Raw genomic sequence first — 13166 nt, 5'->3', positions numbered from 1 at the left:
ATGACTTTATGTGAATCATGCTCACTCATAAGATGCCACTGCAACACCACACAAGAACCTTGCAGGAGACACACCCATGAACACATCCCATCCCCGGCGGTTACGAACATGGCGCGCCGTGGCCACGGCCGCACTGGCCTTGTCTGCCGCCGCTGGCGCATGGGCCCAGGCATACCCGGCCAAGGCCATCAAGCTCGTGGTGCCCTATGCACCCGGCGGTAGCGCGGACATTGCGGCCCGCCTGATCACCGACGAATGGGGCAAGGCCCTGGGCGGCTCGCTGTTCATCGAGAACAAGGGGGGCGCGGGCGGCAACATCGGCGTGGACATGGTGGCCAAGTCCGCACCGGACGGTTACACCATCGGCCTGCAGACCGTGTCCCTGGCCATCAACCCCAGCCTGACGGCCAAGATGCCCTACGACACCCTGAAGGACCTGGCGCCCATCGGCATGGTGGCCAGTTCGCAGCATCTGCTGGTGGTCAACAACGCCTTGCCAGCCAAGAACGTCAGGGAACTGGTGGCCCTGCTCAAGGCCAAGCCGGGGCAATACTCCTATGGTTCAGCGGGGGCGGGCAGCACCTTCCACATGTCGGCCGAGCTGTTCAAGGCCGTGGCAGGCACGCCCATCGTGCACATCCCCTACCGCGGCGGCGGCCCGGCCATGATCGACACCATGTCCGGCCAGGTGGCCATGAGCTTCCCGGTGCTGTCTGCAGCGCAGCCGCATGTGCAGGCGGGCAAGCTGCGTGCATTGGGCGTCACGGGCACGAAGCGTTCGCCACTCATGCCCGACGTGCCCACCATTGCCGAGGCTGGCCTGCCGGGCTACACGTTTGAAACCTGGTTCATCGTGTTTGCGCCGGCCGGCACACCCAAGCCAGTCATCGATAAGCTCAACACCAGCCTGAACCAGGCACTCAACACCCCCGCTCTGAGAGAGCGCATGGCCAGGGATGGCTTCGACCCGACGCCTTCGACGCCAGAGCAGGCCCGCGCCCAGCTGGAGCAGGAAATGCCGCAGTGGGCCAAGCTCATCAAGGAGCGGGGCATCACGGCAGAGTGAACACGCCTGCGCTGCACTACCCACCGACACCCATGACCACGACCACGACGACCCCGCTTTTCCCGGGCTTCACCGCCCGCCGCGTGCCTACGCCGGACGGCCAGCACATCCACACGCTGGTGGGCGGCACAGGCCCTGCCTTGCTGCTGCTGCACGGGCACCCGCAGACCTCGGCCATCTGGCACAAGGTGGCGCCAAAGCTGGCGCAGCACTTCACCCTGGTGCTGGCGGACCTGCGCGGGTATGGCGATTCGGCGAAGCCCGAGGGCGATGCGGAGCACCTGCTCTACAGCAAACGCACCATGGCCGCCGACATGCTGGCTGTGATGCAGCACCTGGGCCACCCGAGCTTCACCGTGCTGGCCCACGACCGGGGCGCCCGCGTGGCGCACCGCCTGGCGGCCGACCACCCGGCGGCCGTGCAGCGCATGGTGCTGCTGGACATAGCGCCCACCTTGGCCATGTACGAGCAAACCAGCAACGCCTTTGCCCGTGCCTACTGGCACTGGTTCTTCCTGATCCAGCCCGCGCCGCTGCCCGAGCGCTTGATCGAGGCCGACCCCGCAGCCTACGTGCGCGACGTGATGGGCCGGCGCAGTGCTGGTCTGGCCCCGTTCGATGCGCGGGCATTGGCCGAGTACGTGCGCTGCCTGGCATTGCCCGGCACGGCCCATGGCATCTGCGAGGACTACCGTGCCTCTGCGGGCATCGACCTGGTGCACGACCGTGCCGACCGCGATGCGGGCCGCCAGTTGCCCATGCCTTTGCTGGCGCTGTGGGGCGAGCAGGGCGTGGTGCACCAGTGCTTCCAGCCCCTGGCCGAGTGGCAGCGCGTGGCGGCCGACGTGCGCGGCCATGCACTGCCTTGCGGCCATTACATCGCCGAGGAGGCCCCTGATGCGCTGCTCGACGCGGCGCTGCCCTTCCTGCTGGCCGACCGGTAAGGCCGCACCCAACGACAACCCCCGACGCTGACCATGACCACTCCCTCAACGCTTTACCAGAAGCTGGTGGCATCGCACACCGTGGCCGTTCTGGACGAACAGAACGTTCTGCTGTTTTGCGACCTGCACCTGATGAACGAATACACCAGCCCCCAGGCCTTCGCCGGCCTGCACGAGGCCGGGCGCGGCGTGCCCGTGCCGGGGCAGAACGTGGCGGTGGTGAGCCACATCATTCCCACGCATCCGGTGCGCTGGCGCACCATCCAGGACCCGCCCTCGGCCCTGCAGGCCACCAACCTCAAGGCCAACTGCGACCGCCACGGCATCCCGCTGTTCGACACCAACGACCCGTTGCAGGGCATCGAGCACGTGATCGCGCCCGAACACGGCATGGTGCGCCCGGGCATGGTCATCATCTGCGGCGACAGCCACACCACCACTTACGGGGCACTGGGTGCCTTGGGTTTTGGCATCGGAACCTCGGAGGTCGAGCATGTGCTGGCCACCCAGACGCTGGTCTACCGCCTGGCCAAGGACATGCGCATCCGTGTGGACGGCGTGCTGCCCAGCGGCACCACGGCCAAGGACCTGATCCTCATGGTCATCAGCCGCATCGGTGCGCAGGGCGCACGCGGCTATGTGGTGGAGTTCTGCGGCAGCGCCATTGGCGCGCTGTCGGTGGAGGCGCGCTTCACGCTGTGCAACATGGCCGTGGAGGCGGGCGCCCGAGGCGCACTGATCGCACCCGACGCTACCGCCATTGACTACGTGCTGGCCAAGGCCCCCGACATTGCGGGCGAACTGCGCGCGCAGGCACTGGCGCACTGGGCCACCCTGCACAGTGATGAGGGCGCTGCATTCGATGCGGAACATGTGTTTGACGCGGCTGACGTCGCCCCGTTCGTCACCTGGGGCACTAGCCCCGACCAGGCCATGGCCATCAACGCCACGGTTCCCCGTCCCGAAGAACTGGCCGATGCCGTGCAGCGCAGCAGCGCCGAGCAAGCGCTGCGCTACACCGGGCTCGTCGCCGGCCAGTCCCTGCAGGGTGTGCCCGTGCAGCATGTTTTCATCGGCTCCTGCACCAATGCGCGCATCGAAGACCTGCGCGAGGTAGACCGCGTTGTGGGCAGCCGCCACGTGGCCCACGGCGTGCGCGCCATGGTGGTGCCCGGCTCCGGCGCAGTGAAGGCCCAGGCCGAGGCGGAAGGCATTGCCGAGCGCCTGGTGGCCGCAGGCTTTGAGTGGCGCCAGCCCGGCTGCTCCATGTGCCTGGCCATGAACGACGACGTGCTCGCCCCCGGCCAGCGCTGCGCATCCACCACCAACCGCAATTTCGAAGGCCGCCAGGGCCGGGGCGCCATCACCCACCTGGTGAGCCCGGCCATGGCTGCAGCAGCCGCCGTCACCGGTTGCATCACCGACGTCCGTACCCTGGAGGTGCCAGCATGAGCGCCGATCACCACACCATCGTGCACGGCCATGCGGCCCTGCTCGACATTGCCAACCTCGACACCGACCAGATCATGCCCAAGCAGTTCCTGCGCGGTATCGACAAGTCGGGCCTGGCTCCCGGTCTGTTTTACGACCTGCGTTTTGACGGGGAAGGATTGCCGCGCCCGGATTTCGTCCTCAACCAGGCGGCTTTCCAGGGGGTGGACGTGCTCGTCGCGGGCTCCAACTATGGCTGCGGCTCCAGTCGCGAGCACGCGGTGTGGGGCATGCAGCAGTACGGCTTCAGGGCCGTGGTGGCATCGAGCTTTGGAGAAATCTTCTACTCCAATGCGCTCAACAACCGCCTGCTGCTGGCCATGGTTTCCGAGGAGGATGTGCAGGTCTTCAAGGCGCAGGCTGCGCAGCTGCGAGGCCCCCTGGCAATCACCATTGATGTGCAGCACCGCATGGTGCGCAGCGCGGGGCACAGCGCGCAGTTTGTGCTGTCCGACCGGCACCAGAGCATGTTCCTGCAGGGACAAGATGTGATCGGCGCATCGCTGGCGTATGCCGATCAGATACAGGCCTTTGCCCAGCGCCACTGGTCTGCCCAACCCTGGGTGAAGGACGTGGCGCTGCGCACGCGGGCGCGCCTACAGGCCCGGCGCGCACAGGGCTGAGCGCGCCGGGTGCGCCGCACCTGCGGGTGGTGTGGGCGGTTGACATCCTGTCCAGTGCACAGGGTGTGGGGGGTGGACAACGTCGCGAGGGACAGGTCCTGATCCGGCGGTAACAATTCGTGCACTTTCACACGGACCCACCCCATCCCCAGAGCCATGTCGCAAAACACCCATACCCTGCACCTGTTCTTCGAAGACCCGATCAAGCTCAAGATGGGCCAGTTGGTCTACCAGTACCTTGCCACGGGCAACACCGAGCAGGCACGGCGCTGGGCCGACAAGCTTGGCGGCGCCGATCTCGATGCGCTGTGGGATGCCCAATGGTTCAACCAGGAGGCGGTTGCCGAACCCGGTCACCTCACGCTGCGGTTCGACACCGGCACGCACGACGACCTGCCGCTGCGCGCGTTGGAGACCCTGTTCGCCCACGGCCTGCGGGCTGCGGTGCTGGAGGTGTTCTACGACCAGGTCGGTGAAACCGAGCGCATGCACTTTGACCGGGGCCAGTGGGTGTCGCGCCGGGCGTTCATGGACGCCAACCCGCAGTGGCGCGCTGTGGTGGAGCCCGCGCAGCAGGACGGCGAAGGCCAGGACGGGGAGACCGAAGACCGCTACGCCTGTTCCAAAGACCCGGCCAAGCCGCTGGCTGTGGCCAAGCTGCGCCAGCAGGAAGAAAAGCGCAAGCGCGAGGCCCAGGAGGCGGCCGAAGCGTTTGTCGAGATGGCGAAGGCGATGGGCAAAAGCGGCAAGTCGCCCGTGCAGGGCCTGATGGCCGTGCTGCTGTTGCGCGCCGGGCTCAAGGGGCTGGTGCACGCAGTGGTCTTCACGGTGGTCACTGTGCTGCTGTTCAAGGGCTTCTGGCTGTGGATGGGCCTGGGGCTGGTGCTGGCCGTGGCGCTGCCGCTGTACTACATGGCCACCGAACACAAGGCGCTGCGCGGGGACGACGGAGACGATGACGCCGCCCCGCCTGGCGACGACGGCCCCGCCACGGTGATGGCACCCCAGTAAAAGCATCTCAGGAGAACAACAACATGCTGACGCAAATCGAATGGTGGGGTGGGGTGATCTTTGTGCTGGGGGCGCTGACCTACCGCATGGTCATGGGGGCGCTGGAAAGGCCGGCGGACGGCATTCCCTGGTACCGGCTCATGATGCACGTGTTCTTTCTGGCCCCGGCCGCGCTGCTGGCGGGCTATTTCTATCCGCTCACGCAGCCCGCGCTGCAATACGGCTACCTGGCGCTGCTGGCCGTCTCGCTGCTGGTGGTGGCCGTGATGCTGGTGCAGGAGATGACCGGCGATTCGGGCGAGGGCCAAGAAGAGGGGCGCAGCAAGGAGCCCTTGAAGGAGGGCGCGACAGCCAAGGCCGACGATACCGACGAGTACGAAGAGCCCGGCTGGCTGATGTCGGTGGTCGGCGCCATGGTGCTGTACAGCCCGGTGCTCACGGCCTGTGGCCTCGCCAGCTACAAGGCCTGGCCCATGGTGCAGCGCCTGGCGTAGTGCATCCGCAGTGCGCAGTGGGATGGCGGTGGTCTGGCAAGGCTGACAATGCCTGCCCACGATCCCCATGTTTTTCGCAGCCCTTGGTTTTGGCTCGGTGTACCCGCCTTCGTTAGTCCACAACTCCATGTCCCCCGATTCCTTTGCCGATCTTCTGTCGGTCTACATGCGGCGCATCCGCGCCAGCGCCTCCGGTGTGGCCACCGAAATTGGCCTGAGCCGTGAGGCCGTCAACAACTGGCGCAACGGCATCTCGGTGCCCAACCCGCGCTCGCGCGACAAGCTGGTGGCCTGCACCCGGTACCTGCGCCTGACGGAGAGTGAGGCCAACCGCCTGCTCAGCGCCGCAGGGTTTGCGCCAGAATTTCCCCTGCAGGCCGAATACACCGGTGCGCAGCCGTTTGCTGCGTTCCAGGACAAGGTGTTTGCGCAACTGGCCCAGGCGGTGCCATACCCCATCTCGCTGCTGCTGTCGCCCGCGCACTGGGGGCAGCCGCCGTTCCGGCACGAGCTGCTGCAGCGCGCCCGCGCGCAGTACGGCGAAGGCTCGGTGCTGCACATCCAGCCGCCCTACAGCGTGAGCACGGTGCCTGCCGAATACTTCGCGGCCATCGGCCGCCAGTGCGGGCTGGGCGATGTGGCGTCGGACTACGAGTTTGAATCCGCGCTGGAGCGCCGCCTGCTGGCGGGCGAGCGCATCTTCTGCCTGGTCAGCCGATTCGAGCAGGGCACGCCCGCGCTGCGCGAAACCCTGGCGGGCATTTTGCGCAGCCTGAGCGAAATGCACAGCGGCCGCCTGCACCTGCTGCTGTGCGGCGGGCAGGCGCTGGCCGACCTCAAGTACCGCAGTGGCGACCTGTCGCTGCTCAACATCGCCCAGGTCCACCACTGGCCCGACCCGTCGCTTGCCGACCTGCTGCAAATGGCCCGCCACCGCTGGCCCGAGCAGCCCTGGTCCGAGCCGGTGGTGGCCGCGCTGCAGGCCCTGAGCGGCGGCCACCCCGCGCTGTTTGAAGAAGGCCTGCAATGGCTGGTGGACCACCCCGGCGCGGGCGCCAGTCTGCACGAAGGCCAGCCCGCCTTCAGCGCCTTGCGCACCCACCTGGCCAGCAGCCCGCGCCTGTGGCAAACGTTTCTGCCGCTGGCGCAGGTGCCAGCCAGCCGGGCCCGCCTGCAGCAGTTGCTGGGCGCGGACGACCTCGGCCGCGCACGACCCTACCTGCAGGACGACGACCTGCGCAGCCTGTTCTGGGGCAACCTCATCCTGGCGCGCGGCGTGGGGGACGCAGCGCGGCTGCACTGGCGCAGCCCCACGGTGCGCGAGGCCGGCTGGATGGTGCTGGATTCATGCTCGGCCGACTGACGCCCTGGCTGTCCCGGCCCGTGGTGCGCGCCGTGGTCATTGCGCTGGTCACGCTGTTTGTGGCCAGCGCCGTGTTCACGCCCCAGCACAACCCGGCCACGCGGGGCAGGTTCATGGCGGCGATGAATGTGGGGCCGCTGTGGGGCGAGCTTGTGCAGTGGCGTGTGGCCATGGTCAACGCCCGCAACGAGCTGGATGCCTGGCCCACGGACATTCAGAAGTACGCGCCGCCCATTGCCAACCCGCAGCTGCGCGTTACTTCCCCGCGCCCCAATGTGCTGCAGGCCGACATTGCCCACAACCCCGAATTTGGCAAGCTGGCGGGTACGCAGGTGGTGGTGGAGCTGCAGCCCGGCACCCACACCTGGACCTGCCGCCCCGGCAACCCGCCCATCCCGCAGGGCTACCTGCCCATCAACTGCCAGCAAGGCAGCACCGACGATTTCGAGCCCGCCAAGCCGGTGCCAGACGCCGACCCCTTCGGCTGGATGCGCTCGCTCATCACGTGGTGCGCGGTCATTTTTGGCGTGGGTGCAGTGCTGTGGGTGGTGCGCCACCCGCTCATCGGTGCGGGCCAGCTGCGCCCTGCGCGCCTGCGCCGCACGCCGTTGGCGCGACTGCCGCAAATTGACCGGCTGCTGCGCTGGCTGCGGCGGCTGGAACCCACGCTGCAGGCCGCCGACATTCGCCTGGTGGACTGGCGCCGCGCGGTGGCCTGCGCCCAGGCCACGGGCAGCGAGCGCGCCCCGGCCCTGGCCCGCGCGCTGGCCGAACGCGTGTCCGCCCGCTGCCAGCCCAGCACCGACTGGGCGCTGCCCGGTGCGGTGTTTGAGTGGTCGTTCCCGCCCGACCTGCCCGTGTCGCTGGACCGTTGCCTGGTCTTTGTGCCCACGCACGGCATCGACGAAGCCACCGTGCTGCGCCAGCTGCGCGCCGTGCAGACCGGCAGCGACGTGCTGCTGATCCTGAGCGAGCACAGCGTGGACACCCCCTGGCCGCTGCTGCACGCCCACGCACAAGACCGCGCCAACCTGCATGTGATGGCCGACAGCGCCAGCCAGACCGAATGGCTGATTGGTGGCGACGCCCTGCAAGTGCTGCTGCGCCTGCTGGCTGCGCAGCTGCGCATCACCCGCATCTCGCCCTACCAGACACGCGGCGGTGTAACGCGCGAAGGCGCCTTCTTTGGCCGTGCGCAACTGCTGGCCCGCGTCATCAACCGCGAGCCCGCCAACTACCTGGTGGTGGGTGGGCGCCAGCTGGGCAAAAGCAGCCTGCTCAAGGCCGTGCAGCGCCGCATGGCGGGCCACCCGCACACTGTGTGCCATTACGTTTCGCTGCGCGACCACCGCCTGGCGCCACGCATGGCGTTGCAGTTTGGCCTGCCCGCCGACACACCGCTCGAAGCCATCGTGGACCACCTGCAGGCGCAGTACCAGGGCAAGCGCCTGGTGCTGCTCATCGACGAGGCCGACCTGTTCTTCCGTGACGAATCGGCCAACGGCTACGTGCAGCTGTCCACCCTGCGCGCGCTCAGCGAGGAGGGCCGCTGCTGGTTCATGCTCGCGGGCTTCTGGGACCTGTACGCCACCGCCGTGCTGGACTACCAGAGCCCGCTGCGCAACTTTGGCGAGGTGCTGACCATCGGCGGCCTGGAGCGCGATGCCTGCCGCGAACTGGCCACCGAGCCACTGCGCAAGCTGCGGCTGGGTTTTGACAACGAGCACCTGGTGAACCGCCTGGTGGACGCCAGCGGCCAGCGCGCCAACCTGGTCGCCATCCTTTGCCAGGAATGCCTGGAGGCCCTGTTGCCCGGCGAACGCGTGATCGAAAAGCGCCATCTCGACCAGGCCCTGGCCTCGCAGGCCGTGCAGGACGCACTGGCCGGCTGGGGCCGCCTGAGCCACGACGAAGCCGCCTGCCGCCTCGACCGCATGGTGGTCTATCACACGGCCCAGGCGGGCCAGTCCAGCCTGGTCACCCTGGCCCAGCTGCTGCAAAGCCATGGCATCGCGGGCGACGCGCAGGCCCTGCGCCAGTCACTGGCACGCCTGCAGCTGGCCTATGTGCTGCGCAAACACGAGGGCGGCGAATACCGCTTTGCCATCCCGCTGCTGCAGGACCAGTTTGAACCGGCGGAGGTGGAACTGCTTCTGCACCAGGAGCTGGCGGTGCTGGCGCGCGACCGTGATCCGGATTGAGCAGCGCATGGAGTGCTGCGGCGCCATCGCTGCAAAATTTTGAGCCGAATGGCCGCTAGGCGCTTATTCAATATGCCCTGGAAGCTATTGAATAGATAGCAGATGGCAGGCCGCCTCAAGGCCGCTGCGCCATCACCAGCGCGTACAGCGCCTGCGCCGCCACCGACAAGCTCTCGTCCCGCCGCCGCACCAGGTAGATCTGCCGCGTCAGCCCTGGCAGCGACAGCGGTCGCGTGACCAGCCCCGGCTGGTCAAAGTGGAACAGCGTGAGCGCCGGCACCACGCTGATGCCCAGCCCCGCGCGCACCATGCCCATCACGGTGGCGAGCTGCTCCACCTCCATCAGCGTGTGCATGGCCTGCGGGTGCAGGGCGGCCTCCAGGTACTGGCGCACGCTGCTGGTGCGCGCAAGGTGGATGAAGGGCCAGGCGGCCAGGTCCTGCGCGGTGATGGCCTTGCGGCGGCGCGCCAGCGGGTGGTCGGCCGGGCACACCAGGTAGAAGTCGTCGCTGCAAAACGGCTCGGCCTGCAGCGCGGGCGTGTCGGCGCGGATCGCGGCCAGTGCAAAGTCGGCATGGCCGCTGGCCACGCGGTCGATGCAGGGCTCGGACAGCACATCGGCAATGTCGATCTCGATGCCTGGGTGTGCGGTGCGGTACTGCGCCAGCACGCCCGGCAGCCAGCCTGCCGCCAGTGACGGCAGCAGCGCCACGGCCACACGCCCGCGCTGCAGCGTGGCGGCACTGCGCACGGCGGCCAGGGCGCTGGTGATTTCGGCGCGGATGCGGCGGGCAGACTCCAGAAAGTTCTGCCCCTCGGGCGTGAGGTCCACATGCCGCGTGCTGCGGTCGAACAGCCGCAGGCCCAGGTCGTCCTCCAGCGCGCGGATGAGGGCGCTGAACGCGGGCTGCGACAAATGGCACAACGTGGCGGCGCGCGTAAAGCTGCGTTGCTCGGCCAGCGCGAGGAAGGCATCGAGCTGGCGGCTGGAGAGATGAGAGGCGCTCATGCGGGGTGGGTGTGATTCATCTGAATTTCAGATGGATTAATCGTAACAATCGATTTCACAGAATACAGCCATGTTCCTACATTCACGGTCAGGAGACAACGGATTCATGCCGAACGACCAAAAAACCAACCTGCTGGTGGGCTGCGCCGCCGGCTTCTCGGGCGACCGCACCGACGCGGCCCTGCCCGTGGTGCAGGCGCTCATCGCCAGCGGCCAGCCTGCGGTGCTCATCTTCGAGACGCTGGCCGAGCGCACGCTGGCGCTGGCCCAGCTCGCGCGCCGCACTGACCCCGATGCTGGTTATGAACCCCTGCTGGTGGACCTGCTGCGCCCCGTGCTGGCGCAGTGCCTGGCGCACGGTGTGCGCATCGTCAGCAACTTTGGCGCGGCCAACCCGCACGGCGCCGCGCGTCGCATCCACGCCCTGGCGGCCGAGCTGGGCCTGGCCCGCCCGCGCATTGCCGTGCTGCAGGGCGACGACCTGAGCGGCCCCGAACACCGCGCGCTGCTGCAGGGCGCGCTGGGCAGCGCGATGCCCACCGAGCCCATCGTCAGCGCCAACGCCTACATCGGCGCGCAGGCCATTGCCGATGCGCTGCGCGCAGGCGCCGATATCGTGGTGTGTGGCCGTGTGTCCGACCCGTCGCTGGTGCTGGGCCCCGCGCTGGCGCACTACGGGTGGGCATTGGACGACTGGGACCGGCTGGCCCGCGCCACCATGGCCGGGCATTTGCTGGAATGCGGCGCACAGGTCACAGGCGGCTACTTTGCCGACCCTGGCTACAAGGACGTGGCGGGCCTGGCACAGCTGGGCTATCCCATCGCCGAGATCGACGCCGACGGCCACTGCACCATCACCAAGCCCCCGGGCACGGGCGGCTGCATCACCGACCGCACGGTGAAGGAACAGCTGCTGTACGAGCTGCACGACCCGGCGGCGTACCTCACGCCCGATGTGGTGGCCGACATCACCACCGCCCGCGTGACCACGCTGGGCGCTGACGCGGTGCGGCTGGAGGGCGTGCAGGGCCATGCGCGGCCCGCCACGCTCAAGGTCAACGTGTGTTTTGAATCGGGCTGGTTTGCCGAGGGCGAAATCTCCTACGCCGGCCCGCGCGCAGGGGCCCGTGCCCGGCTGGCGGGCGAGGTGCTGCGCGAGCGCCTGCAGGGCCTGGGCCCGCTGCGCATCGACCTGATCGGCGTGACCAGCATCTTTGGCGACGACACCAGCCGCTGGCTGGACGACCCCGCAGCGGGCGATGCCCACAATGACAACCGCGATGTGCGCCTGCGCGTGGCCCTGCAGCACCGCGACCACGCCAGCGCCCAGCGCTTGGTGCGCGAGGTGACCGCGCTGTACACCTGCGGCCCCGCGGGCGGTGGTGGCGTGCGCACGGCGATGCGGCCGCGCCTGGGTACCGTCTCGTGCCTGGTGCCGCGCGAGGCCGTGTCCGTTTACTTCGAGATGGTGGATTGAGGACTCAAGCCATGACCACTACAAACCTTACCGTCACTGTTCCCTTGTATCGCCTGGCCCACAGCCGCACCGGCGACAAAGGCAACCGCTCCAACATCAGCGTCATCGCCTGGCACCCCGCGCTGTGGGATGTGCTGGTCGAACAAGTCACCGAGGCCGCTGTGGCGCAGCAATTTGCGCAGCGCCGCCCGCGCCAGGTCACGCGCTACCTGCTGCCCCAGCTGCAGGCCATGAACCTCGTGCTGGACGACGTGCTCGACGGCGGCGTGAACGACTCGCTCAACCTCGACAGCCACGGCAAGGCACTGAGCTACCTGCTGCTCGATATGCCCATCACCGTGCCCGCGCACCTGTCGCCGCACTTTGGCGGTCCCACGGCCTAGACCTCCCGTTTCGCTTTTTCATTCATACCAACACCAGGAGACAACATGACCCATTCATCCCCCCGCCGCGCTCTGCTCGCCACTGCCGCCGCACTGGCGCTGGGCGCATTGCACGCCCCCGCTGCGCTCGCCCAGGCGACCGGTGCCTACCCGGCCAAGGCCATCACCTTCGTCGTGCCCTTTGCCGCAGGCAGCGCCACCGACCAGCTGGCGCGCGCGCTGGGCCAGTCCATCACCAACGACACCAAGCAGCCCGTGGTCATCGACAACAAGGCCGGCGCCAGCGGCATGATCGCCGCGTCGGCCGTGGCCAAGTCGGCGGCCGATGGCTACAGCGTGCTCATCACCACCAACACCACACACGCCGCCAATGAGCACCTGTACAAAAAGCTCTCGTACGACCCGGTGAAGGACTTCGCCCCCGTCACCGGCCTGGGCAAGGGCGGGCAAGTGCTGGTGGTCAACGCCAGCGCACCGTACAAGAACGTGGGCGAGCTGCTGGCCTTTGCCAAGAAGAACCCCGGCAAGCTCAGCTTTGGCAGCGGCAGCTCGTCAAGCCGCATGGCGGGTGAAATGCTCAAGCAGCTGGCGGCCGTGGACATCCTGCATGTGCCCTACAAGAGCAACCCGCTGGCCATCACCGACCTGCTGGGCGGGCAGATCGACCTGATGATCACCGACACCTCCACCGGCGTGCCACAGGTCAAGGCGGGCAAGCTGCGTGCGCTGGGCTATTCCACGCAAAAGCGCAGCACCCAGCTGCCCGACGTGCCCACCATCGACGAAGCCGGTGTGAAGGGCTACGACATGGGCTACTGGTTTGCGGCCTACGTGCCAGCAGGCACGCCCGCGCCGGTGGTGGCGCGCCTGAATGAGCTGCTGACCGCCGCCACCAAGAGCGCTGCGGCCAAGAGCTTCTATGACAACGCCGGCTCCGAAGCCTGGACCACCACGCCCGATGAACTCGCCAAGTTCCAGGCCGCCGAAACCCAGAAGTGGGGCAAGGTGATCAAGGCCGCAGGTATCGAGGCCGAATAAGCCACCGGCCCATCCGCCGGGCCGTCTCAACCCCTTTCGCGCTTCTCGCAGCCTGCCTTTGCTGGC

General features: G+C 68.0%; 12 protein-coding genes. 11 read left to right on the top strand and 1 reads right to left on the bottom strand.

The window, feature by feature from the left end; translation table 11 throughout:
- Positions 1-76 precede the first annotated feature (76 nt).
- The 8 genes from ASC83_RS14885 to ASC83_RS14850 all read left to right on the top strand — a co-directional run bounded on the left by ASC83_RS14885 (position 77) and on the right by ASC83_RS14850 (position 9193).
- Entirely contained in the window at positions 77-1066 is a 990-nt protein-coding gene (locus tag ASC83_RS14885) for a tripartite tricarboxylate transporter substrate binding protein (protein WP_056064014.1), read from the top strand.
- Between the two features lie 32 nt (positions 1067-1098).
- Positions 1099-2010, top strand: coding sequence for an alpha/beta fold hydrolase (locus ASC83_RS14880; RefSeq protein ID WP_056065103.1), 912 nt, complete (start codon positions 1099-1101; stop codon positions 2008-2010).
- 33 nt (positions 2011-2043) lie between these two features.
- On the top strand, positions 2044-3462 hold the full coding sequence (gene leuC / locus ASC83_RS14875; RefSeq protein ID WP_056064011.1) for a 3-isopropylmalate dehydratase large subunit: 1419 nt from the start codon (positions 2044-2046) through the stop codon (positions 3460-3462).
- Positions 3459-4124: a 3-isopropylmalate dehydratase small subunit gene (gene leuD / locus ASC83_RS14870; protein WP_056064008.1), complete on the top strand. Its 666-nt coding sequence runs from the start codon at positions 3459-3461 to the stop codon at positions 4122-4124. Before leuC ends, leuD begins: the two co-directional genes overlap by 4 nt.
- A gap of 156 nt (positions 4125-4280) precedes the next feature.
- Entirely contained in the window at positions 4281-5135 is an 855-nt protein-coding gene (locus ASC83_RS14865; RefSeq protein ID WP_056064005.1) for a hypothetical protein, read from the top strand.
- Between the two features lie 23 nt (positions 5136-5158).
- On the top strand, positions 5159-5629 hold the full coding sequence (locus ASC83_RS14860; RefSeq protein WP_056064002.1) for a hypothetical protein: 471 nt from the start codon (positions 5159-5161) through the stop codon (positions 5627-5629).
- A gap of 127 nt (positions 5630-5756) precedes the next feature.
- The gene (locus tag ASC83_RS14855; RefSeq protein ID WP_156379513.1) at positions 5757-6992 is read left to right on the top strand and encodes a hypothetical protein; all 1236 of its coding nucleotides are present in this window, start codon (positions 5757-5759) and stop codon (positions 6990-6992) included.
- On the top strand, positions 6977-9193 hold the full coding sequence (locus ASC83_RS14850; protein ID WP_056063996.1) for an ATP-binding protein: 2217 nt from the start codon (positions 6977-6979) through the stop codon (positions 9191-9193). The genes ASC83_RS14855 and ASC83_RS14850 overlap by 16 nt, the downstream gene beginning before the upstream one ends.
- A gap of 115 nt (positions 9194-9308) precedes the next feature.
- On the opposite strand, the gene ASC83_RS14845 is transcribed toward ASC83_RS14850, so the two are convergent.
- Complete coding sequence (locus ASC83_RS14845) at positions 9309-10202, bottom strand: LysR family transcriptional regulator (protein ID WP_056063993.1); 894 nt, start codon at positions 10200-10202, stop codon at positions 9309-9311.
- 106 nt (positions 10203-10308) lie between these two features.
- Between ASC83_RS14845 and ASC83_RS14840 the strand changes: the two genes are divergently transcribed.
- Genes ASC83_RS14840 through ASC83_RS14830 form a run of 3 tightly spaced genes read left to right on the top strand, consistent with a single transcriptional unit; the run spans position 10309 to position 13100 of the window.
- Entirely contained in the window at positions 10309-11679 is a 1371-nt protein-coding gene (locus ASC83_RS14840) for an acyclic terpene utilization AtuA family protein (protein ID WP_056063990.1), read from the top strand.
- Between the two features lie 11 nt (positions 11680-11690).
- Positions 11691-12062 carry a hypothetical protein gene (locus ASC83_RS14835; RefSeq protein ID WP_056063987.1) on the top strand — a complete coding sequence of 124 codons (372 nt, stop codon included), beginning with the start codon at positions 11691-11693 and terminating at the stop codon, positions 12060-12062.
- Positions 12063-12107: 45 nt separating this feature from the next.
- Positions 12108-13100: a tripartite tricarboxylate transporter substrate binding protein gene (locus ASC83_RS14830; protein WP_056063984.1), complete on the top strand. Its 993-nt coding sequence runs from the start codon at positions 12108-12110 to the stop codon at positions 13098-13100.
- Positions 13101-13166 lie beyond the last annotated feature (66 nt).

The organism is Acidovorax sp. Root402 (assembly GCF_001425125.1).
Lineage (GTDB): Bacteria > Pseudomonadota > Gammaproteobacteria > Burkholderiales > Burkholderiaceae_C > Acidovorax > Acidovorax delafieldii.
Note: the sequence above shows the minus strand (reverse complement) of the source record. Positions and strands in the feature narration are given on the sequence as shown.

Bases quoted from the DNA above. Each gene is read 5' to 3' on its own strand.
- ASC83_RS14830 (WP_056063984.1), top strand. From the start codon at position 12,108: ATGACCCATTCATCCCCCCGCCGCGCTCTGCTCGCCACTGCCGCCGCA.
- ASC83_RS14835 (WP_056063987.1), top strand. From the start codon at position 11,691: ATGACCACTACAAACCTTACCGTCACTGTTCCCTTGTATCGCCTGGCC.
- ASC83_RS14850 (WP_056063996.1), top strand. From the start codon at position 6,977: ATGCTCGGCCGACTGACGCCCTGGCTGTCCCGGCCCGTGGTGCGCGCC.
- ASC83_RS14860 (WP_056064002.1), top strand. From the start codon at position 5,159: ATGCTGACGCAAATCGAATGGTGGGGTGGGGTGATCTTTGTGCTGGGG.
- ASC83_RS14845 (WP_056063993.1), bottom strand. From the start codon at position 10,202: ATGAGCGCCTCTCATCTCTCCAGCCGCCAGCTCGATGCCTTCCTCGCG.
- ASC83_RS14840 (WP_056063990.1), top strand. From the start codon at position 10,309: ATGCCGAACGACCAAAAAACCAACCTGCTGGTGGGCTGCGCCGCCGGC.
- leuD (WP_056064008.1), top strand. From the start codon at position 3,459: ATGAGCGCCGATCACCACACCATCGTGCACGGCCATGCGGCCCTGCTC.
- ASC83_RS14855 (WP_156379513.1), top strand. From the start codon at position 5,757: ATGTCCCCCGATTCCTTTGCCGATCTTCTGTCGGTCTACATGCGGCGC.
- ASC83_RS14880 (WP_056065103.1), top strand. From the start codon at position 1,099: ATGACCACGACCACGACGACCCCGCTTTTCCCGGGCTTCACCGCCCGC.
- ASC83_RS14865 (WP_056064005.1), top strand. From the start codon at position 4,281: ATGTCGCAAAACACCCATACCCTGCACCTGTTCTTCGAAGACCCGATC.
- leuC (WP_056064011.1), top strand. From the start codon at position 2,044: ATGACCACTCCCTCAACGCTTTACCAGAAGCTGGTGGCATCGCACACC.
- ASC83_RS14885 (WP_056064014.1), top strand. From the start codon at position 77: ATGAACACATCCCATCCCCGGCGGTTACGAACATGGCGCGCCGTGGCC.